General features: G+C 65.6%; 24 protein-coding genes. 13 read left to right on the top strand and 11 right to left on the bottom strand.

The annotated features are described in order from the left end of the window. Positions 1-13: 13 nt before the first annotated feature. The 4 genes from ACH2CY_RS27270 to rpsF form a co-directional block, all read right to left on the bottom strand. On the bottom strand, positions 14-1,522 hold the full coding sequence (locus ACH2CY_RS27270) for a replicative DNA helicase (protein ID WP_395023132.1): 1,509 nt from the start codon (positions 1,520-1,522) through the stop codon (positions 14-16). A gap of 397 nt (positions 1,523-1,919) precedes the next feature. Continuing rightward, positions 1,920-2,501 (bottom strand): 50S ribosomal protein L9, encoded by a 582-nt coding sequence (rplI, locus tag ACH2CY_RS27265; RefSeq protein ID WP_395023131.1) that lies wholly within the window; start codon positions 2,499-2,501, stop codon positions 1,920-1,922. 13 nt (positions 2,502-2,514) lie between these two features. Then, positions 2,515-2,811, bottom strand: a complete 297-nt coding sequence (rpsR, locus tag ACH2CY_RS27260; protein ID WP_395023130.1) for a 30S ribosomal protein S18 — start codon at positions 2,809-2,811, stop codon at positions 2,515-2,517. Then, positions 2,811-3,305 carry a 30S ribosomal protein S6 gene (gene rpsF / locus ACH2CY_RS27255; protein ID WP_395023128.1) on the bottom strand — a complete coding sequence of 165 codons (495 nt, stop codon included), beginning with the start codon at positions 3,303-3,305 and terminating at the stop codon, positions 2,811-2,813. Before rpsF ends, rpsR begins: the two co-directional genes overlap by 1 nt. 314 nt (positions 3,306-3,619) lie before the next feature. Here rpsF and fabD point away from each other — a divergent pair, with 314 nt between their 5' ends. From fabD to ACH2CY_RS27225, 6 genes are all read left to right on the top strand, one after another. Further along, positions 3,620-4,570, top strand: coding sequence for an ACP S-malonyltransferase (fabD, locus tag ACH2CY_RS27250; RefSeq protein WP_395023127.1), 951 nt, complete (start codon positions 3,620-3,622; stop codon positions 4,568-4,570). A gap of 17 nt (positions 4,571-4,587) precedes the next feature. Beyond that, positions 4,588-5,325, top strand: a complete 738-nt coding sequence (gene fabG / locus ACH2CY_RS27245; protein ID WP_395023126.1) for a 3-oxoacyl-[acyl-carrier-protein] reductase — start codon at positions 4,588-4,590, stop codon at positions 5,323-5,325. Positions 5,326-5,517: 192 nt separating this feature from the next. Further along, the gene (locus ACH2CY_RS27240) at positions 5,518-5,754 is read left to right on the top strand and encodes an acyl carrier protein (RefSeq protein WP_028100244.1); all 237 of its coding nucleotides are present in this window, start codon (positions 5,518-5,520) and stop codon (positions 5,752-5,754) included. 49 nt (positions 5,755-5,803) lie between these two features. After that, positions 5,804-7,066, top strand: a complete 1,263-nt coding sequence (fabF, locus tag ACH2CY_RS27235) for a beta-ketoacyl-ACP synthase II (RefSeq protein WP_395023154.1) — start codon at positions 5,804-5,806, stop codon at positions 7,064-7,066. Between the two features lie 8 nt (positions 7,067-7,074). Beyond that, positions 7,075-8,124, top strand: coding sequence for an endolytic transglycosylase MltG (gene mltG / locus ACH2CY_RS27230; protein ID WP_395023124.1), 1,050 nt, complete (start codon positions 7,075-7,077; stop codon positions 8,122-8,124). Beyond that, positions 8,124-8,501: a hypothetical protein gene (locus tag ACH2CY_RS27225; RefSeq protein WP_395023123.1), complete on the top strand. Its 378-nt coding sequence runs from the start codon at positions 8,124-8,126 to the stop codon at positions 8,499-8,501. The genes mltG and ACH2CY_RS27225 overlap by 1 nt, the downstream gene beginning before the upstream one ends. A gap of 99 nt (positions 8,502-8,600) precedes the next feature. Here the strand turns inward: ACH2CY_RS27225 and ACH2CY_RS27220 are convergent, their stop codons facing one another. Further along, positions 8,601-8,930: an antibiotic biosynthesis monooxygenase family protein gene (locus ACH2CY_RS27220; protein WP_395023122.1), complete on the bottom strand. Its 330-nt coding sequence runs from the start codon at positions 8,928-8,930 to the stop codon at positions 8,601-8,603. A gap of 164 nt (positions 8,931-9,094) precedes the next feature. Between ACH2CY_RS27220 and adhP the strand changes: the two genes are divergently transcribed. Then, a complete protein-coding gene (gene adhP, locus ACH2CY_RS27215; protein ID WP_395023120.1) occupies positions 9,095-10,123 on the top strand; it encodes an alcohol dehydrogenase AdhP in 1,029 nt (342 codons plus the stop codon). An 18-nt stretch (positions 10,124-10,141) separates the two neighbouring features. Here the strand turns inward: adhP and ACH2CY_RS27210 are convergent, their stop codons facing one another. Beyond that, positions 10,142-12,037, bottom strand: a complete 1,896-nt coding sequence (locus ACH2CY_RS27210; RefSeq protein WP_395023119.1) for an ABC-F family ATP-binding cassette domain-containing protein — start codon at positions 12,035-12,037, stop codon at positions 10,142-10,144. 150 nt (positions 12,038-12,187) lie between these two features. Between ACH2CY_RS27210 and ndk the strand changes: the two genes are divergently transcribed. Continuing rightward, complete coding sequence (gene ndk / locus ACH2CY_RS27205) at positions 12,188-12,610, top strand: nucleoside-diphosphate kinase (RefSeq protein ID WP_395023118.1); 423 nt, start codon at positions 12,188-12,190, stop codon at positions 12,608-12,610. A gap of 278 nt (positions 12,611-12,888) precedes the next feature. Here the strand turns inward: ndk and ACH2CY_RS27200 are convergent, their stop codons facing one another. From ACH2CY_RS27200 to purM, 4 genes are all read right to left on the bottom strand, one after another. Further along, entirely contained in the window at positions 12,889-13,107 is a 219-nt protein-coding gene (locus tag ACH2CY_RS27200) for a hypothetical protein (RefSeq protein ID WP_395023116.1), read from the bottom strand. 87 nt (positions 13,108-13,194) lie between these two features. Then, a complete protein-coding gene (locus tag ACH2CY_RS27195; protein ID WP_395023114.1) occupies positions 13,195-14,052 on the bottom strand; it encodes a hypothetical protein in 858 nt (285 codons plus the stop codon). Between the two features lie 3 nt (positions 14,053-14,055). Continuing rightward, on the bottom strand, positions 14,056-14,715 hold the full coding sequence (gene purN / locus ACH2CY_RS27190; RefSeq protein ID WP_395023112.1) for a phosphoribosylglycinamide formyltransferase: 660 nt from the start codon (positions 14,713-14,715) through the stop codon (positions 14,056-14,058). Continuing rightward, positions 14,709-15,734: a phosphoribosylformylglycinamidine cyclo-ligase gene (gene purM, locus ACH2CY_RS27185; RefSeq protein ID WP_395023111.1), complete on the bottom strand. Its 1,026-nt coding sequence runs from the start codon at positions 15,732-15,734 to the stop codon at positions 14,709-14,711. The genes purN and purM overlap by 7 nt, the downstream gene beginning before the upstream one ends. 165 nt (positions 15,735-15,899) lie before the next feature. Between purM and ACH2CY_RS27180 the strand changes: the two genes are divergently transcribed. The 5 genes from ACH2CY_RS27180 to ACH2CY_RS27160 all read left to right on the top strand — a co-directional run bounded on the left by ACH2CY_RS27180 (position 15,900) and on the right by ACH2CY_RS27160 (position 19,886). Continuing rightward, entirely contained in the window at positions 15,900-17,060 is a 1,161-nt protein-coding gene (locus tag ACH2CY_RS27180) for a DUF2066 domain-containing protein (RefSeq protein ID WP_395023110.1), read from the top strand. A gap of 22 nt (positions 17,061-17,082) precedes the next feature. Continuing rightward, a complete protein-coding gene (locus tag ACH2CY_RS27175) occupies positions 17,083-18,192 on the top strand; it encodes an AI-2E family transporter (RefSeq protein WP_395023109.1) in 1,110 nt (369 codons plus the stop codon). Beyond that, the gene (locus ACH2CY_RS27170; RefSeq protein WP_395023108.1) at positions 18,192-18,854 is read left to right on the top strand and encodes a DNA replication protein; all 663 of its coding nucleotides are present in this window, start codon (positions 18,192-18,194) and stop codon (positions 18,852-18,854) included. Before ACH2CY_RS27175 ends, ACH2CY_RS27170 begins: the two co-directional genes overlap by 1 nt. 76 nt (positions 18,855-18,930) lie before the next feature. Next, a complete protein-coding gene (locus tag ACH2CY_RS27165) occupies positions 18,931-19,416 on the top strand; it encodes a peptidylprolyl isomerase (RefSeq protein ID WP_395023107.1) in 486 nt (161 codons plus the stop codon). Between the two features lie 185 nt (positions 19,417-19,601). Continuing rightward, positions 19,602-19,886: a hypothetical protein gene (locus ACH2CY_RS27160; RefSeq protein ID WP_395023106.1), complete on the top strand. Its 285-nt coding sequence runs from the start codon at positions 19,602-19,604 to the stop codon at positions 19,884-19,886. A 1-nt stretch (position 19,887) separates the two neighbouring features. On the opposite strand, the gene ACH2CY_RS27155 is transcribed toward ACH2CY_RS27160, so the two are convergent. Beyond that, on the bottom strand, positions 19,888-20,742 hold the full coding sequence (locus tag ACH2CY_RS27155; protein ID WP_395023104.1) for an EamA family transporter: 855 nt from the start codon (positions 20,740-20,742) through the stop codon (positions 19,888-19,890). Between the last annotated feature and the right edge of the window lie 159 nt (positions 20,743-20,901).

Raw genomic sequence — 20,901 nt, 5'->3', positions numbered from 1 at the left:
GGGTCTGGCATCGCTACTCGTATTGCTGAGGCAGCGATCCGTCTTCGGCGAGATCGCTGAAGCGCGTCAGCATGCCTTCGAAGTAGAGCTGCTTGATGCCGATCGGGCCGTGACGCTGCTTGGCGATGATGACGTCGGCCTTGTTGTGCACCTCTTCGCCCCGCTTCATCCAGCGATCACGGCGCTCGTTGAACTTGCCGTCGTCCTCGTCCGGGCGCTGATTGGGCTCGGCGCGCTCGTGATAATACTGCTCGCGGTAGACGAACATGACGACGTCGGCGTCCTGCTCGATCGAGCCTGATTCACGGAGATCGGAGAGCTGCGGCCGCTTGTCGTCGCGCTGCTCGACGGCACGGCTGAGCTGCGAGAGCGCCAGGACCGGCACGTCGAGTTCCTTGGCGATCGCCTTCAAGCCCCGGGTGATCTCCGAGATTTCCTGCACCCGGTTCTCCGAGCCGCGCGAGCCCGAGCCGCGCATCAGCTGGAGATAGTCGAGCACGATGAGGTCGAGGCCATGCTGGCGCTTCAGGCGCCGCGCACGAGTCCGGAGCATGGGAATGGTCAAGGCCGGGGTATCGTCGATGAAGAACGGCACCTCGTTCATGGCATGGGCGGCTTCGACGATCTTCTGGAAGTCCTCGGTCCGGACTTCGCCGCGGCGGATCTTGTCCGAGGAGATGCCGGACTTCTCCGCCATGATGCGGGTGGCGAGCTGCTCCGAGGACATTTCCATCGAGAAGAACACCACCCGGTGGCGCTCGCCCGTGGACGGGTCGCGCGCCGCCTCGGCGGCGTTGAAGCCGATGTTGGTGGCGAGCGCGGTCTTCCCCATCGACGGGCGGCCGGCGAGGATGATCAGGTCCGACTTCTGCAGGCCGCCGAGCGTGCGGTCGAGGTCGCGGAGCCCGGTGGTGACGCCGGTGATATGGCCGTCGCGCTTGAAGGCGGCTTCCGCCATGTCCAGCGCGCTCTTCAGGATGACGTTGAAGCCCTGCGGGCCCTTCTCGGTCTGGCCGGATTCCGCCAGGTTGAAGAGCTTGAGCTCGGTCGCCTCGATCTGCTGGACGGCGGTGTCCTCGAGCCCGAAGACGTAGGCATCGTTGACCACGACCTCGCCGAGATCGACCAGCTGGCGCCGCAGATAGAGGTCGTGGATGACATGGCCGTAGTCGTCGGCGTTGATCACCGTCACGACCGACTGCGCGAGATCGACGAGATACTGTGCGCCGCCGATCTCGGCCAGCGCGCCGTCCTGGTCGAACAGGTTCTTCAGTGTCACCGGGTTGGCGATCTGGCCGCGCTGCACCAGCTTGCCGATCGCCTCGTAGATACGGCCGTGCAGCGAGTCCGCGAAATGCTCCGGCCGCAGGAACTCGTTGACGCGGTCATAGACCAGGTTGTTGGCGAGGATCGCACCCAGCAACGCCTTCTCGGCGTCGTAGTTCACGGGAGGTGTGCGCTGCGGCACGACGGAGCCGTCGCCGCTGCGCAGCCTGGTGACGTTGTTCGATCCAGTTTCCATTTGCGCGACCATACATCAGAGCGTCATAGACCGGCGGACGATCTGCTTGTGGATAGCGTGTATATCCGGGATCGATTCTAGGACTGATATCGAGTCGTGCTCTAGGCAAAAGATTCCGCACTCACGAGAGCGTCATTGCGGCTCTCGCAGAGCGAACACCACAGCTCGCCTCAAACTCGCTCGTCATCCCAAGGCGTGGCCCTTGGGATCCACGAGTTTCGTTCGGCAGCACTAAGTGAATTGATTCAAACTCGTGGATGCCAAGGCCAAGCCTTGGCATGACGACGGAGGGCGTGGCGACGGCCAAGCAAAACGCGCAGCGCCGTTCTCCGAAAAAGCTTCGGCCGCTCCCCTTGCAGGGAGCGGCCGAGTTTTTCTCACCGCCGTGCAGCGAGATTTACTGCTGGGCAGCCTCTTCAGTGCCGGCAGTGGCCAGCTCGGCCTCGGCCAGCAGCTTGTCGAGGTCGGCCTGCGCCTGGTCTTCGGCCTGACCGGCGACGAAGCCGCCGGCCTTCTCCTGCGCCGCCGCTTCGTCTTCCGACTTCGCGACGTTGGCGGTGACCTTCACGATCACTTCCGGGTGCAGCGCGACGCGCACGTCGTGCAGGCCCAGGGTCTTGATCGGCTTGTCCAGCTTCACCTGAGCGCGGTCGATGGTGAAGCCGGCCTTGGTCACGCCTTCCGCGATGTCGCGGGTCGAGACCGAGCCGAACAGGATGCCGGTCTCGGAAGCCTGGCGGATGATCACGACCTTCAGGCCATCGACCTTGTCGCTGATCTTCTCGGCTTCCTGACGGCGCTTCAGGTTGTTCGCTTCGATCTGCGCGCGCTGCGCCTCGAAACGCTTCTTGTTCTCGTCGGTCGCGCGCAGGGCCTTCTTGGTCGGCAGCAGGAAGTTGCGGGCGAAGCCCGGCTTCACCTTCACCACATCGCCGATCTGGCCGAGACGCTCGATGCGCTCCAGAAGAATGACGTCCATGTTCCCGTCCTCCTTACTTAATCACGTAAGGCAGCAGACCGAGGAAGCGGGCGCGCTTGATGGCCTGGGCCAGGATGCGCTGCTTCTTCGCCGAGACCGCGGTGATGCGGCTCGGCACGATCTTGCCACGCTCGGAAATGAACCGGCTCAGCAGACGGACGTCCTTGTAGTCGATCTTCGGCGCGTTATCGCTCGAGAACGGGCAGGACTTGCGGCGACGAAAGAAGGGACGACGGCCACCGCCGCCACCACCACGACCGCCCTCGCGGCCGCCGTCACGGCCTTCGCGGCCTTCGCGTTCACCAGACATTATTCGGATGCTCCTTCGCTGGAAGCTTCGACGCGCGGCGCACGGGCCGAGCGGAAGCGGTCATCACGGTCACCACCCCGATCCCCACGGGGACCACGGTCGTCGCGGTCGCGGCGCGGGCCACGATCACCGCGGTCGCCCCGGTCACCACGATCGTCGCGGTCGCGGCCGCCCTTGCTCTGCATCATCGCCGACGGGCCCTCTTCGAGCTCCTCGACCTTGACGGTGAGCTGGCGCAGCACGTCCTCATGGAGGCGCATCTGGCGCTCCATCTCGATGACGGCAGCGGCCGGCGCATCGATGTTCAAGAGCGTGTAGTGGCCCTTGCGGTTCTTGCGGACGCGGTAGGAGAGGCTCTTCAGGCCCCAGTATTCCTTCTTGGTGACATTCCCGCCCTGGGCGGTGATGATCCCGGAGAAGAGTTCGGTCAGGGCTTCCACCTGGGCGGTGGTGACGTCCTGACGCGCAATAAAGACGTTCTCATAGAACGACATAAGCGACAGACTCCCTATGGCTTTTCGCGGTCCGGAGCTGTCCCATCAAAGTGACGAGCCGACCGGACCTAGCCAATCCCACAGGCCGGGGTGGCATGGGCCACCGAGGCTGGCTTTCCGCGGATAAGCGGGCAACCGTGAACTGGCAGGGTTAAGGCGGCGGACTATACAGTCCGAACCCCTGAAATCAAGGCGATTTCGGGGTCTTGCGACCAGCCGTCGCCACGGCTAGACAGCGTCCTTATATAGAAGCGCGCGCAGCGCGCGAGTCCAGCCGGTCCAAACCAAAATATGTCCGTGTTTCAGGGGGTTAAATGATCCGCGCTTTCGTCTTCCCGGGTCAGGGATCGCAGGCCGTCGGCATGGGCCGCGCACTCGCAGAAGCCTTTCCGGCCGCGAAACACGTCTTCGAAGAGGTCGATGACGCCCTGAAGCAGAAGCTTTCCAAGCTGATGTTCGAGGGCCCGGAAGGGGATTTGACCCTGACCGAGAATGCCCAGCCGGCCCTGATGGCGGTCAGCCAGGCGGTCCTCCGGGTGCTGGAGACCGAGGGCAAATGGACCCTCGCCGCCAAGGCGCGTTTCGTCGCCGGCCACAGCCTCGGGGAATACTCGGCGCTGGCCGCGGCCGGCGCGCTCTCGCTGCAGGACGCGGCGCGGCTGCTGAAACTGCGCGGCCAGGCGATGCAGAAGGCGGTGCCGGTCGGCATCGGTGCCATGGCCGCCCTGCTCGGCCTGGATTTGCCGGCGGCGCAGGAGATCGCCGCCGCGGCCGCGGAGGAGACCGGGAAGGTCTGCTCCGCCGCCAACGACAACGCGCCGGGCCAGGTCGTGGTCTCCGGCCACAAGGAAGCGGTCGAGCGGGCGATCGCGCTGGCCGCCGAGAAAGGCGCCAAGCGCAGCGTGCTGCTGCCGGTCTCCGCACCCTTCCATTGCGCGCTGATGCAGCCGGCTGCGGATGCCATGGCCGAGGCGCTGGAGAAGGCGACCCTCAAGGTTCCGGCGGTGCCGGTGATCGCCAACGTGACCGCACAGCCGGTCAGCGACCCGGACCAGATCCGCAAGCTCCTGGTCGAGCAGGTGACCGCGACGGTGCGCTGGCGCGAGGGCGTCGAGACCATGAAGAAGGAAGGCGTCACCCGCCTGTTCGAGCTTGGCGCCGGCAAGGTGCTGGCCGGCCTCACCAAGCGCATCGACCGCGAGATCGAAGCGAGCTCGGTCGGCGCGCCGGAGGATATTGAAGCGGCGCTGAAGGCGCTGAGCTAAGGCAGAAGGAAAGCAGCATGTTCGATCTCAGCGGCAAGACCGCGCTCGTGACCGGCGCCTCGGGCGGCATCGGCGGGGCCATCGCCAAGGCGCTGCACGCGCAGGGCGCCACCGTGGCGCTGTCGGGCACACGGCGCGAGGCTTTGGAGAAGGTCGCGGCGGAACTCGGCGAACGCACCCACGTTCTTCCCTGTGATCTCGGCGACCCGGCCGCGACCGAAGCCCTGGTCAAGGATGCCGAGGCGGCCATGGGCAAGCTCGACATCCTGGTAAACAATGCCGGCCTCACCCGCGACAACATCTCGATGCGGATGAAGGACGAGGAATGGCAGAAGGTCATCGACGTGAACCTCACCGCCGGCTTCCGCCTCGCCCGCGCCGCGATGCGCGGCATGATGAAGCGCCGCTTCGGCCGCATCATCGGCATCACCTCGATCGTCGGCGTCACCGGCAATCCCGGCCAAGCCAACTATGCGGCTGCGAAAGCGGGCATGATCGGCATGTCGAAGGCGCTGGCCCAGGAACTCGCCTCGCGTTCGATCACGGTCAACACCGTGGCGCCGGGCTTCATTGAGACCGCGATGACCGATGCGCTGACCGAGGACCAGAAGGCGCAGATCCTGCCCAAGGTGCCGATGGGCAAGCTCGGCTCCGGCGGCGACATCGCCGCGGCGGTGGTCTATCTGGCCAGCGACGAGGCCGGTTACGTGACCGGTCAAACCCTGCATGTGAACGGCGGCATGGCCATGATTTGACGAGGCTTTTTGCGAATCGCCCCGGGCGCTGGCAAAAGCGGAACAACTATGTTAATTCACCGCTCGACATGCGCCGGCCCAGTGGATTTTGGGGGATTTGCAGGCCAATCTACTGGCCGTCAAACCGGCCAGAGTGACATTCTTTTCCGCCGGCAAAGAGCGTAGGGCGGCGCAGCAGAGAGGGACTTGCAAATGAGCGACATCGCGGAACGGGTCAAGAAGATCGTCATCGAGCATCTCGGCGTCGAAGAGTCCAAGGTCACCGAAGGCGCCAGCTTCATCGACGATCTCGGCGCGGACAGCCTTGATACCGTCGAGCTGGTCATGGCCTTCGAAGAAGAGTTCGGCTGCGAGATCCCCGACGACGCCGCTGAGAAGATCCTCACGGTGAAGGACGCCATCGACTTCATCAAGTCGAAGTCCGCCTGAGTTGACCGGCTCGCATCTCCTTACATCGTCGAGCTGAAGGCAGGTCATGATGCGTCGAGTGGTGGTCACAGGCATCGGTATCGTTTCGCCATTGGGCGTCGGTGTCGATCATGTGTGGAAGCGGCTGATCAAGGGCGAGTCCGGAATCAGCTCGATCCAATCCTTCGACGTCTCCGACCTGCCGGCGAAGATCGCGGGCCAGGTGCCGCGCGGCGACATCTCGTCGGGCAACTTCAATCCCGACGAATACGTCACGCCCAAAGACCAGAAGAAGATGGACGACTTCATCGTCATGGCGATGGCCGCCGCCGATGAAGCCGTGAAGGATGCCGGCTGGCAGCCGAAGACCGACGCCGAGCGCAATTCGACCGGCGTCATGATCGGCTCAGGCATCGGCGGCCTCAACGTGATCTACGAGACCTCGCAGATCCTGAAGGAGAAGGGCCCGCGCCGAGTCAGCCCGTTCTTCATTCCGGCGGCGCTGATCAACCTCGCCTCCGGCCATGTCTCGATCAAGCACGGCTTCCGCGGCCCGAACCACTCGGTGGTGACGGCCTGCGCCACCGGCAGCCATGCGATCGGCGACGCCGCGCGCATGATCATGCTGGAGGACGCCGACGTGATGGTGGCGGGCGGCGCCGAATCGACCATCAACCGCCTCGGCATCGCCGGCTTCGCCGCGAGCCGCGCGCTCTCGACCGGCTTCAACGACAACCCGGTCGCGGCCTCGCGCCCCTGGGACAAGGACCGCGACGGCTTCGTCATGGGCGAAGGCGCCGGCATCCTGGTGCTGGAGGAATACGAGCACGCCAAGGCCCGCGGCGCGAAGATCTATGCCGAGGTCGTCGGCTACGGCATGTCCGGCGATGCGCACCACATCACCGCGCCGGCCGAGGACGGCAACGGCGGCTTCCGGGCCATGCAGGCGGCGCTGAAGCGCGCCAGGCTCAACCCGTCGGACATCGACTACATCAACGCGCACGGCACCTCGACGCCCTTGGGCGACGAGATCGAATTGGGCGCGGTGAAGCGCCTGTTCGGCGACCATGCCTATCAGCTCACCATGTCCTCGACCAAGTCGGCGATCGGGCATCTCTTGGGCGCCGCGGGCGCGGTCGAGGCGATCTTCTCGATCCTGGCGCTGCGCGACCAGGTGGCGCCGCCCACCTTGAACCTCGACAACCCGTCCGAGGGCTGCGACATCGACCTTGCCCCCAAGCAGGCGAAGCCGCGCAAGATCCGCAACGTGCTGTCGAACTCCTTCGGCTTCGGCGGCACCAATGCGAGCCTGGTCTTCTCCGCGCCGAACTGAGGGCGAGCGTGAGCGGCCCTGACCATCCCAAGAAGCCGCGCAGCCGACTCCTCAAATGGGTTGAGGGCGTCTTTTTCGTCCTGATCCTGTTCGGCTTCGTCGTCGGCGGCCTCGCCGCCTGGTACTGGCACGAGTTCAACGCCGCAGGTCCCTTGCGCGACGAGAAGATCGTGGTGATCCCGAAAGGCGCCGGCCTCAACGGCATCGCCAAGGCGCTGGCCGACTCCGGCGTGATCGACAACCCGCTGGTGTTCAAGCTGGGCGCGCGCTTTTCCGCCGAGGGCCTGCCGCTCCATGCCGGCGAGTTCAAGTTCCCCGCTGCGGTCAGCCCGCGCGGCGCCATGCGCGTGCTGATCGAAGGCAAGGTGGTGCTGCACCGGGTGACCATCGCCGAGGGCCTGACGGTCAGCGAGATCTACGACGTCCTGGCGGCGCAGCCCGATCTCGACGGCCCGCTGCCGCCGAAGTCGCCCGAAGGCTCGCTGCTGCCGGAGACCTATTTCTTCGTGCTGGGCGATACCCGCGCGCAGATCATCGAGCGCATGCGCTCGGAGATGCAGGTGCAATTGGCCGCCCTCTGGGAGAAGCGCGACAAGGACATTCCCCTGACCTCGCCCGACGAGGCGGTGACGCTGGCCTCGCTGGTCGAGAAGGAGACTTCGCAGAACGACGAGCGCGCCCGGGTCGCCGCGGTCTTCTACAACCGCATCAAGAAGGGCATGGCGCTGCAGTCGGACCCGACCGTCATCTACGCGCTGACCGACGGCAAGGGCAAGCTGGACCGGCTGCTCACCACCGCGGATTTGAAGCTCGACAGCCCCTACAACACCTATGTGATCACCGGCCTGCCCAAGGGACCGATCGCCAATCCGGGCCTCGCGGCCTTGAAGGGCGTGCTGAAGCCGCAGAAGACCAAAGAGCTCTATTTCGTCGCCGACGGCACCGGCGGGCATGCCTTCGCCGAGACCCTGGACCAGCACAACAAGAACGTGGCCAAATGGCGCAAATTTCTGAAGAGCCAGGCCGAAGGGGCGAGCGGGAGCGAGGGGGAGAACTGATGCGGATTTTGGGGTTTGCAGCTTTGCTCATCGCCGCGAGCATTCCAGCGCTGGCGCAGGACGTGCAGCTGAAGCCGATCTCCGGCTCTTACTATGTCGGGCCGGCGATGGATTCCGACGACCCGAACGGACCGGCGGACCACATCTACATGACCATCACCGGCGACGCGGCGAAGGCGATGTTCGACGGCATCCCCGGCGAGAGCAAGCCGGACGAATGCATCGGCCGCATGGTGAAATGGTCGAAGAGCCTCGCCTGCTACGCCGGGCCGAGCCCGGAATCCGGCGGTGCCCTGGCGCCCGATGACTCGCCCTACGAATGCTACATGGGCGTCGATCTCAAAGCCGGCGAACTCTACCTCGGCCACGACTGCTGAGCGGAAATCGTCATGCCCGGACTTGATCCGGGCATCTGCTTCCGTTCGGCGCAAGATTGCCGGGTCAGGCCCGGCGATGACGATTGAGGAAGTCGGCGGCTACTTCTTCTCGAAGCCGTATTCGCGTTCCACCTTGGCGATCCGCACGCGGTAATGCGTGTACCAGTCGGCGCGGCCGCGGCGCTGGGCTTCGGCATGCTCGACGTTGCGCTTCCAGGCGGCGATGTCTTCCAGGCTGCGGAAGTAGCCGACGGTGAGCCCGAGCCCCTCCCGCGCGGATTCCATGCCGAGGAAGCCCGGCTGCTGCCGCGCCAGCGCATCCATCCGCTCGGCCATCGCGCCGTAGCCGTCGTCTCCCTCCGTGCGCAATGAGCTGAAGATCACCGCGTAATACGGCGGCTGTGGTGTCTTGGCGATCTCGTCCGACATGGCAGCGGTCTCTCCCCAGACTCGATGATCAGAGCTTAGGCCGGTGACAGCGGCGTGACATTTGCGATCACCGCCGGACTGCCATGCAGCGTTTGACTTGAGTCAAAGCTGCGCTGCAACACAACGCCCTACCCTCGCTGCATCACACCAGATGGAGAGTGACAATGAAGACAATGAAGGCCGCGGTGGTCCGCGCATTCGGCAAGCCGCTGGCGATCGAGGAAGTGCCGATCCCGGTGCCGGGCCCCGGCGAGGTGCTGGTGAAGATCATGTCGACCGGTGTGTGTCACACCGATCTCCATGCCGCCGACGGCGACTGGCCGGTGAAGCCGACCCCGCCCTTCATCCCGGGCCATGAAGGTGCCGGCATCGTCGCGGCCTTGGGTGCGGGCGTCACCGGCTTGAAGGAAGGCGATCCGGTCGGCATCGCCTGGCTGCACGATGCCTGCGGTCATTGCGAGCATTGCATGACCGGCTGGGAGACCCTGTGCGAGAGCCAGCATTGCAGCGGCTACACGGTCAACGGCAGCTTCGCCGAATACGCGATCGGCAACGCGGCCTATGTCGGCCGCCTGCCCGACCGGGTCGATTTCGGCGAAATGGCGCCGATCCTCTGCGCCGGGGTCACGACCTACAAGGGCATCAAGGAAACCGACACGCGGCCCGGCGAATGGCTGGCAATCTCCGGCATCGGCGGCCTGGGCCACGTCGCGATCCAGTATGCCAAGGCGATGGGCCTGCATGTGGCGGCGATCGACATCGCCCAGGACAAGCTCGACCTCGCCAAGGCGATGGGCGCCGAAGTGACCATCAACGCGAAGGACAAGGACGCGGCCCAGCAGCTGGTGAAGCAGACCGGCGGCGGCGCCCACGGCATCCTGGTGACCGCGGTCTCGCCCGCCGCCTTCGCGCAGTCGCTGCAGATGGTGCGGCGCAAGGGCACGATCAGCCTGGTCGGTCTGCCGCCCGGAGACTTCGCGACGCCGATCTTCGACGTGGTGCTGAAGCGCATCACCATCCGCGGCTCGATCGTCGGCACGCGGAAGGACCTCGCCGAGGCAATCCAGTTCGCCGCCGAAGGCAAGGTGAAGTCGCACATCCACCGGAAGTCGCTCGGCGATATCAACGAGGTGTTCGCCGGGCTGAAAGCCGGCACGGTGGATGGGCGCGTGGTGATGGATATCGGGAAGTAGGGACGCCCGGGAGGCGCCCTACTCCTCCGCCGCGACCTTGCCTTCGAGCTGACCGGACGCTTCCAGCCAGCTTTCCTCGGCTTCGGCGAGTTTGGCGGTGACTTCGGCGTGTTTCTTCTGCCAGTCGGCGGCTTCCGCGGGCGCGCGCTCGTAGAGCTTGGGGTCGGCGAGCTTGGCCTCGACCAGTTTGAGCGCCTGGGTCAGCTTCTCGACTGCGCGGCCGGCGCGCTCGGCCTGCTCTTCGAGCTGGGCGCGTTTCACCGCGCGCTGATGCGCCGCTTGCCGGCGCTCTTCCTTGCGCGAAGGGCGGTCGCCCTTCTTGCCGGCGGATTCTCCGCGGGCGGCGGCACGGGCATCGTCCAGCAGGAGCTGGCGGTAGTCGTCGAGGTCGCCGTCGAAGCCGCGCACCGTGCCGTCCTTCACCAGCCACAAGCGGTCGGCGCAGAGCTCGATCAGATGCGGGTCGTGGCTGATCAGCACCACGGCGCCTCCGAAATCGTTGATCGCCTGGACCAGGGCCTGGCGGCTGTCCACGTCCAGGTGGTTGGTGGGCTCGTCCATCAGCAGGATGTTCGGGGCGGACCAGCTCATCAGCGCCAGGAGCAGCCGCGCCTTCTCGCCGCCGGAGAGCGACCCGACCTTGGTGTTGATCTTGTCCGGGCCGAAGCCGAAGCGGCCGAGATGGGCGCGGCGCTTCTCGGGCGTGATGTTCGGTGCGGCGCGGTCCATCAGGATGAGCGCGGTCGCGTCGAGATCGAGTTCCTCGGTCTGGTGCTGGGCGAAATAGCCGACCCGGATCTTGGAGGAGCGGCGCACCTCGCCTTCCATCGGCTGCAGGCGCTGGGCCAGCAGCTTCACGAAGGTGGACTTGCCGTTGCCATTGGCGCCCAGGAGCGCGATCCGGTCATCGGGATCGAGGCGGAGATCCATCTTCCTGAGGATCGGCTTGCCGGGCTCGTAGCCGACCGCGACGTGATCTAGGGTCATCAGCGGCGGCGGCAATTCCTGAGGCTCGGGGAAGTCGAACTCGACGCCGCGCTCCTCCGCGGCCACCGCGATCGGCTTCATCTTCTCGATGGCTTTCAGGCGCGACTGGGCCTGGCGCGCCTTCGAGGCCTTGTAGCGGAAGCGGTCGACGAAGGCCATCATATGCTTGCGCTGGGCTTCCTGCTTAGCCGCCATCGAGGCCTGCAGCGCCAGGCGCTCGCGCCGCGTCTCCTCGAAGGTGTCGTAGCCGCCGGTATAGACCGTGAACTTGCAATCATGCAGGTGAATGATCTTGTCGACGACGTTGTTCAGCAGGTCGCGGTCGTGGCTCACCAGCAGGATGGTGTGCGGGTAGTTCTTCAAGAAGCCTTCGAGCCAGAGCGTTGCTTCGAGATCGAGATGGTTGGTCGGCTCGTCCAACAACAACAACTCTGGCCGCGAGAACAGCACGGCGGCGAGCGCCACGCGCATCCGCCAGCCGCCGGAGAAGTCGCTGCAGGGCCGCGCCTGGGCCTCGGCGTTGAAGCCGAGACCGGCGAGGATTTCGGCGGCGCGCGCCTCGGCCGAATGGGCGTCGATGTCGATCAGCCGGGCATGGATCTCTCCGATCCGGTCCGGATCCTCGGCGGTCTCCGCCTCGGCCAGCAAAGCGGCGCGTTCCTTGTCGGCGGCGAGCACGGTCTCGAGCAGGCTCTCCGGCCCGCCCGGCGCTTCCTGTGCCAGCATGCCCATGCGCCAGAGCTTGGGCCACTCGACCGTGCCGGAATCCTGATGGAGCTTGCCGGAGATGATGTTGAGCAGGGTCGATTTGCCGGTGCCGTTGCGGCCGACGATGCCGGCATGGTGGCCGGCCGGCAGGCTGAAGCCGGTGGACGACAGGATCTCGCGCCCCGCGATCCGGTAGGAGAGGTCTGATACGGTCAGCATTGCGACAAAAAAGCCTTATGGAATGGGCACTTGCTCCGGATTTCCGGGGCGTTGCGGCGGCGCGGCGAGTTGTATATAAGCCAGCGACCATTTCGCCAAGCCGCTAATGGAGCGGCGTTTCCCCACCCCCTTCTGACCAGGAACGAGACCATGGCCAAAGAGCGCACCTTTTCGATCATCAAGCCGGACGCCACGCGCCGCAATCTGACCGGCAAGATCAACGCTAAGTTCGAAGAGGCGGGCCTGCGGATCGTCGCGCAGAAGCGGGTCTGGCTCTCGACCTCCCAGGCCGGCCAGTTCTACGCCGTCCACAAGGAGCGCCCGTTCTACAACGACCTGGTGAAGTTCATGACCAGCGGCCCGGTCGTGGTCCAGGTGCTCGAGGGCGATGACGCCGTCGCCAAGAACCGCAAGGTCATGGGCGCCACCAACCCGGCCAATGCCGATGCCGGCACCATCCGCAAGGAATTCGCCGAATCCATCGAAGCCAACTCGGTGCATGGTTCGGATTCGCCGGAAAACGCCGCGATCGAGATCGCCTTCTTCTTCAGCGGGATCGAGATCGTCGGCTAAAGCCGCAACGCTTGCTCGATATCAACGGCGCCGCCCGCAGGGTGGCGCCGTTTTGATTCCGGGTGATTCCAAGAAACTCAGTCATGCCAAGGCTTGGCCTTGGCATCTACGAGTTAGAGCGACCGGCCGCGGTGTTTGCGGCCGGAAACTCGTCATCCCAAGCCTAAAGCTTGGGATGACGACCGAGCGTGAGGCGAAGGGCGCGTCAGTCTTGCCCCAAACGAAAACGGCGCCGATCTACCGACCGGCGCCGTTTCTGATTCCGCAGAGGCGATCGGCTATCTGCCGCCGACGATCTTGGCCATCACGATGGCGCTGACGATGATCAGGCCGCCAAAGCCGAACACGAACATGCCGACGCTGGGGCCGTTGATGGCGAACAGCACGGTCACCAGGGTCAGCGCCAGGGACTCGATGGTGCCCCAGAACAGCAGCTTGGAAACGCCGGCCCAGGTCTTCTGGCGGTCGGCAAGGATTTCGTCGTTCAGCGTCGTCATCGGATACCCCGTTAGAGTCTCGTCCTGGCGCGGAGTTTTACCCGAGCTTGGCCGCCTGGGCAATCCGCCGAAAGCCGCAGACTGGGGTTAACGGACCACCGGCCCGGTGGGCTCCAGCGGTTCGGTATCGACCGGGCCGACCGGGACGGCTTCCGGGACCCCGGGTTCGGCCGGTTTGGCCGGGGGCACGTCCGGGCCGGTCCCGGCGATCGGTACCGGCGGCGCGTCCACGATGATGTTTTCCGGGCAGGTGCGGCGCAGCGGGCTGCTCGGTTTCCAGAGGAATTCCGTGTCGATGCCGCGGGTCAGCGCGCGCGGCATCAGCGCGACCCGGACCTGGAACAGGTGCGACTCCTTGCCTTGCTTGCGGCAGATGAACTCGACTGCGTTCACCTTCTCGTCGCCGAAATCCGCCTTAAAAGCCTCGACCAGGTCCGACTGCTTGACGGTCGCGCCCACCGCCCCGGCGATCTTGCTGTTCACTTGCGTGCCGGCGAAGGCCTTGGCCATCTTGATGCCGCGCGAATAGTAGTCGGTGGCCGAGAACATCGTGCAGCTGGCGTAACGCGCCCAGAGGCCGCGGTCCTGGCAGGACTGAATTACCGGCATCAGCGTCTTCAGCTGCAGGGTCAAGGTGTCGGGGATCTTCGGCCGGTACATGTCGCACCATTGCCGCGACCGATCCTGGGTCTCATCGCTGATCATGCTGTAGCAGAAGGTGTTGGGGGCGTTGCTGGGCCGCGCCGATTGCAACGCCATGAAGGCGAGGTTGAGGCCGTCATAACGCCGCAAGGTGAGCTCCTTGCATTCCGGGCGATCGGGCTCGAACTTGCACAGGCCCGGCATCCAGACCATCAGCAGGACATAGTGATCGGTAACTTCGGCGCGGACAGGACCTGTGGTCAGGCCGGAGAGAATCGCAAGCGCCAGGAGCCAGCGCCGCATCGCCTAAAGCGCCGGACTGAAGAGAACGGTCGGTTCGGCGCGGCCGTCGACCACCGCGCGCTCGTCGTCGAGCGTCACCCGGCCTTCGGCGATCAGACGCAGCGCCAGCGGGTAGAGCTTGTGCTCGGCCTGGAGGACACGGAGTCCGAGCGTGTCCGGCGTGTCGTTCATGAGCACCGGCACCGCGGCCTGGGCGATGATTGGGCCGGTGTCGGTTTCGTGCCGCACGAAATGCACGGTGGCGCCGTGCATCTTCACCCCGCGCTTCAAGGCGCGCCGATGCGTGTCGGTGCCGCGGAAGGACGGCAGCAGTGCCGGGTGGATGTTGACCAGCCGGTTCTTCCAGGCGGCGACGAAGCCTTCGGTCAGCAGCCGCATGAAGCCCGCCAGCACAACGAGCTCCGCGCCCGCCTCGCGGATCGCACGGTCGAGCGAGGCGTCGAAGGCGATGCGGTCCGGAAAAGCCTTGTGGTCGATCACGGCGGTCGGGATGCCGGCCTTCTTCGCGCGCTCGATCCCCTGCACGCCGGGCCGGTTGGAGATCACGGTGACGATGCGGACCGGGCTCGTGGTGATCACCGGGCCGAAATGATCGATCAGCGCCTGCAGATTGCTGCCGCGGCCCGAGATCAGTACCGCGACCTTCAGCGGTTTCGTTACCATTTTCCGGTGTTGGTCACGCTGCAGCCGGGCGCGTCGCCGGCGCGTGGGCGAATGGTGCCGATCGCCGCGACGGTCTCCCCGGCGCCCTGCAGGATGCCGGTGACCGCGTCCACGCGGTCGGGCGAAACCACCATGACCATGCCGATGCCGCAGTTGAAGGTGCGCGCCATCTCCTGGTGGTCGATGCCGGCGGTCTTGCGCAACCAGGCGAAGACCGGCGGCTGCTGCCAGCGCGACGCGTCGATCTCGCAGGCGAGATCCTTCGGCAGCACGCGCGGGATGTTCTCCAGCAAACCGCCGCCGGTGATATGCGCCAGCGCCTTCACGCCGCCCGCTCGGATCGCGGCGAGGCAGCTCTTCACATAAATCTTTGTCGGCGCGAGCAACGCTTCGCCGAGAGTCTTGTTGGGATCGAACGGCGCCTTGGCGCTGTAGTCGAGGCCGGCGACCGAGACAACCTTGCGCACCAGGGAGTAACCGTTGGAATGCACCCCCGACGAACCGAGACCGAGCACGACGTCGCCCGCCTTCACCCCTTCGCCGGTGATCTGCTTGCCGCGCTCGACCGCGCCGACCGCGAAGCCGGCGAGATCGTAATCGCCCTTGGCATACATGCCGGGCATCTCCGCGGTCTCGCCGCCGACCAGCGCGCAGCCAGCCTGCAGGCAGCCGTCCGAGATGCCGGCGACGATCTGCCGGCCGCTCTCCACCTCGAGCTTGGCCGTCGCGAAATAGTCGAGGAACAGCAAAGGCTCGGCGCCCTGCACCACCAGGTCGTTCACGCACATGGCGACGAGGTCGATGCCGATGGTGCCGTGCTGGTTGGCCTCGATCGCGATCTTCAGCTTGGTGCCGACGCCGTCGGTGGTGGCGACCAGGATCGGGTCGTTGTAACCGGCGGCCTTGAGGTCGAAGAAAGCGCCGAAACCGCCCAGGCCGGCGTCGCTGCCCTTGCGCGCCGTCGCCTTGGCAAGCGGCTTGATCGCCTCGACCAGCGCATTGCCGGCATCGATATCCACACCGGCATCGCGATAGGTGAGGCCGTTTCCGCTGGTCGTGCTTGTGATGACATCCTCCCCGGAACTGGGCTATAAGCCAGGGACGGGACAATAGCGTTTTCAAGACGGTTTTCAATGGGCGTTGCCGCCGGTTTTCTCGGGAAAATTTGCAAGCTTGCCAGTGCCTTGGCCGTCGCGGCCGGGATCGGGCTGGCGACCCTCGGGGCCGCCCCCGCGGCAGCGCAGCAGAACGTCTATGTCGCCGCCGGAATTCCGGTCGATATCACCGGCGATCTCGCCACCTTGCGCGAGCAGGCGATGCTGAAAGGCCAGCGCGAGGGCCTGATGAAGGTGCTCTCGACCATCGCCTCGGCCGAGGACCTGAAGTCGATCACGCTGCCCGGCGACGACGAGATCACCAGCTGGGTGCAGGATTTCGAGATCGAGGAGGAGAAGACCTCCGCCTCGCGCTATATCGGCCGCTTCACCTTCCGCTTCATGGCCGACCCGATTCGGCAGTTCCTGGCCGACCAGGGCGTCGCCTATGCCGAGACCGAATCGAAGGCGGTGCTGGTCCTGCCCGTCTACACCACCGAGACCGGCGATACCGAGCTCTGGGGCCCCACCAATCCCTGGTTCGCATCCTGGGCCGCGCGCCAGCAGCAGCCGGGCCTGGTGCCGATCAAGACGCCGGTCGGCGATCTGCCCGACACCAACGCGATCAGCGCCACCCAGGCGCTGGCCGGCGACCGGGTGCGGATCCAGTCGCTGGCCGATCGCTACGCGGTCGGCGACGTGATGGTGGCCGAGGCCGCCCTGCAACCGCCCTCGCCCGACGGCAAGCGGGTGCTGGCGCTCAACATCTCCAGCTACGGCAGCGCCGGCGTGCAGAATCTCCGCGACCAGGTGGTGAGCGATAGCGGCGATGTCGACCAGCTGCTGCGCGACGGCGTCGCCAAGGTGGCCGAGCTGGTGCAGAATTCCTGGAAGCAGGACAACCTGGTCGATCCGAACAGCCGCGCCACGGTGCAGGTGCATGTGCCCTTCTCGACCCAGGCGCAATGGGTGCAGGTGAAGCGGCACCTGGCGCAGGTCAATTTGATCAAGAGCGTCAACCTCACGCGGCTCTCGCGCAGCGGCGCCGATATCGAGCTCACCTATCTCGGCGACGAGATCCAGTTCATCCGCGCGCTCAACCAGGCGGATCTCGCGATCACGTCGAGCGGCGAAGGGTTGCAGACCATGACGCTCAACCCCGGTGGCGGCGCCATGATGAATGGCGGCCAGATGAACAGCGGGCCGGGGAACGACAATCCCGACCTGACCCAGCCGGCCGTGCCGCAATGACGGATTCCGTTTCGGTTCGGGAATGACGGCGGCGCGGCAGCTTCGCTTCTGGCTGATCGGTCTCCTCGTCGCGCTGATCGCCATCTACCTGCTGCGCGCGATCCTGCTGCCTTTCGTGGCCGGCATGGCGATCGCCTATTTCCTCGATCCCGCCTGCGACCGGCTGGAAAAGTGGATGTCGCGCACCTGGGCTACCACGGTGGTGACGCTGATCTTCGCCATCGTGTTGGTGCTCGGCTTCGTGCTCATCGCGCCGCTGCTGCTCGACCAGCTGACGCAGTTCGTCCAGGCCTTGCCGGACCTGTTCAACCGCGCGCATACCAAGCTGCTGCCCTATTACGCCAGCCTGCAGCAGCGCTTCGGCCTGCCCGATCTCACCGATCTCGGCGACCTGGCGCGGAGCCGGATGGGCAGCGGGCTGAACTGGATCCTGGGCACCTTGCTCAACGTGGCGCAGGGCAGCATGGCGCTGGCCAACCTGCTCTCGCTCATCTTCATCACGCCGGTGGTGACCTTCTACCTGCTGCGCGACTGGGACAAGATCGTCGCCAAGATCGATGTGCTGCTGCCGCGCCAGCACGCGACGGTGATCCGCGCCCAGGGCCGTGAGATCGACACCACGCTGGCCGGCTTCGCCCGCGGCCAGGCCACGGTCTGCATTATCCTCGCGACCTACTACGCGACCGCGCTGATGATCGCCGGGCTGCCGTTCGGCCTCGTCGTCGGCCTGGTCGCGGGCTTGCTGACCTTCATCCCCTATCTCGGCGCGATCGGCGGCTTCGTGATCGCGATCGCGATCGCGCTGGTAAATTTCGACGGCTGGTCCGGGCCGATCGCCGTCGCCGCGATCTTCGGCGTCGGTCAGGTGGTCGAAGGCAATGTGCTGACCCCGAAGCTGGTCGGCGACCGCGTCGGGCTGCACCCGGTCTGGGTGATCTTCGCTTTGCTGGCGGGCGGCACCCTGTTCGGCTTCCTCGGCCTGCTGCTGGCGGTGCCGGTCGCCGCCGGCTTCGGCGTGCTGGTCCGCTTCGCGCTCTCGCGCTATCTGGTCAGCCCGTTCTATCTCGGACCGAGCAGCGCGACCCGCGCGGCGCCGCCGCTGGTCGGCTTCGACCAACACGAAAACCAGTGATGCGGCCCGAGCAGCTGCCGCTGGACCTGCCGGTCCGCAACGCCATGAATGCCGCCGGCTTCGTGGTCTCGGACAGCAACCAGGACGCCGTCGCCTGGACCGACCGCTGGCCCGACTGGCCGAATGGAATCCTGGCGGTCTACGGCCCGCCGGGCTGCGGCAAGACCCACCTGGCCCATGTCTGGCTTGAGAAGGTCTGGCAGGCAAGAAGCGCCGCGCGCTTCCTGGAGCCGAGCGGGCTGGAGCAGCTGCCGCAGGGCGAAAACCTGATCCTCGACGGCATCCGCCTGCCCGAGGAGCATCTCTTCCACCTGATCAACCACGTCCGGGCCCAGAAGACCGCGCTGCTGATCCTCGACCGCGAGCCGCCGGCGCGCTGGGCAGTGCGGCTGCCCGACCTCGCCTCGCGGCTGGCCGGCGTGCCGGCGGTCGCCGTGCTGCCGCCGGACGACCGCCTGCTCGCCGCGGTGCTGGCCAAGCATTTCGCCGACCGCCAGGTCGAGGTGGCGCCCGAGGTGATCACCTATCTGGTGAAGCAGATCGAGCGCTCCTTCACCGCCGCCGAGACCATGGCGCGGCGGCTGGACCGCGCGGCACTGGCGCGGCGCGGGCCGATTACCATCCGCCTCGCGCGCGCGCTCCTCAGCGGCGAAGATTCCTGAAAATCGGGTCCGCTTTCAGTCGACTCCGGCGGCCCGGCTCGCCTAACATCCGCCGCGCTTTCGAAAGGATTTGCCGATGCCACGCGAAGAATTGAAGATCCACGACGTCCCGGCGGACAAGCTGCAGGGCCTGACCCAATGCGTGATGACGACCAGCAAGGGCGACATAACCATCGACCTGTTCCCCAAAGAGGCGCCGAACACGGTGGCCAATTTCTACACGCTGGCCGCGGACGGCTTCTATGACGGGCTGTCCTTCCATCGCGTCATCCCCGGATTCGTCGCCCAGGGCGGCTGCCCGGACGGCACCGGTGCGGGCGGCCCGGGCTGGGTCATCCCCTGCGAGACCAAGGGCAATCCCCACAAGCACAAGACCGGCTCGCTCTCCATGGCGCATCGCGGCAAGGACACCGGCGGCTCGCAGTTCTTCCTGGTCCTGGCGCCCCAGCCGCATCTCGACGGGCTGCACACGGTGTTCGGCCAGGTGTCGAAGGGGCTCGAGGTGATGCAGGACCTGGAAATCGGCGACGAAATCAAAAGCGTCAAGTTTACCGGCCATTAACCGACAAACCGGCGGCAGGCGAGGGTCGAGGCCGTCGCTGGGAAATTAGGCCGCATTTAGCGGATTTTTCCGACCGCCGGGTTGAGGCTTTGCGCGCAACCCTTTGTTAAGTTAGGGTCGGGCAAAATACGGACTGGTCAGAGGCTACCAGAACCGTATTGCCTGGTGGGATGGAGCAAATACCCATGTTCAAGTTCATGTCCGGCCCGGAACGCGACCGGAGCGAAGTCAAGATCGACAAGGACTCGGTCGAGCAGCTCAAGGTCGGCACCGTGCTGCTGGAAAGCTGCGAGTTCCTGCCGAAGCACCGCTTCCCGCAATGGAAGGTGATCAAGCGCTTCTCGTGCAACAACACGCCGCATGTCGTGATCCAGAACCTGAACGACACGACCTCGTGCAAGTCGCTGTCGCTGCAGGGCCTGATCACCAGCCGCAAATACTATGCGCTGCAGTCGTCTTACGCGCACTGAGTCAGTGCAAAAGCACGGCGCCTAGAGCGACGAGGGTCACCGAGACGTAGCGGCGCTTGCGGAAGCGTTCCTTCAGCAGATAGGCACTCATCAAGGCGGCGAAGATCACGCTGGTCTCCCGCAAGGCCGAGACATGGGCGAACTCGCCGAACTTCATCGCCATGATGGCGATGCCATAGGCCGCGATCGAAAGCGACGCGCCGCACAGCCCCAGCTTCCAGTTCTTCTTGACGAAGGCAGTCACTTCCCGGCCGCGCTGCAGGTAGCAGTAGATCACCAGGAGCGGTGAATCGAGCACGAACAGCCAGATGATGTAGCCGAGTTGCTCCTGCTCGGTGTCGCCGGCGTGGCGAATCCCCTGCCCGTCGCAGATCGTGTAGCCCATGATGGTCAGGCCGGTCAGCAGGCCGAACCAGATCGCTTCCCACTTATGCGCGCGATCGACCGGCTTGTCCGCCGCAAGGGTCAGGATGCCGATCGAGATCGCCACCACGCCCGCGGTCTGCCACGGCGTCAGCAGCTGCGCATAGAGCAGCCAAGAGGAGAGCGCCACCAGCGGCGGCGCCGAGCCGCGCGCGATCGGATAGACTTGGCTGAGCTCGCCATGCTTATAGGCCATCACCAGGAAGGTGTAGTAGCCGAGGTGGAAGACGCAGGAGCCGAACAGCCAGATCCAGCTGGCCGGCTCGGGGAAGTCCACGAAGGGCGTGAAGGCGAGGCCGATCAGGCCGCCCAGGCCGACGATCAGCCCCATGTTGAGAAAGGCGTCGGTGCCGAATTTGACCAGCACGTTCCAGCCGGCATGCATCACGGCCGCCAGCAGGATGAGCAGGGTCAGGCCAATGGAGAGAGTCACGGTGGGAAAATCCAAGTGCGGCAGGCTCTAGCTGTCGTTGCTATAGAGGTTGTTCACCCGGGCCGACCGGAGGAAGCTGGTTGTTGCGAAGCAAACAGCGTCTTTCTGGGGGCCCGGATGAACGTGCATAAGAATGCGCGCACCACCCCGTTCAGTCGA

Origin of the sequence: Dongia sp., assembly GCF_041905885.1 — a bacterium.
Taxonomy (GTDB): Bacteria; Pseudomonadota; Alphaproteobacteria; order Dongiales; family Dongiaceae; genus Dongia.
The sequence above is the reverse complement of the archived record's forward strand: the minus strand, read 5'-3'. Positions and strand labels throughout refer to the sequence as shown.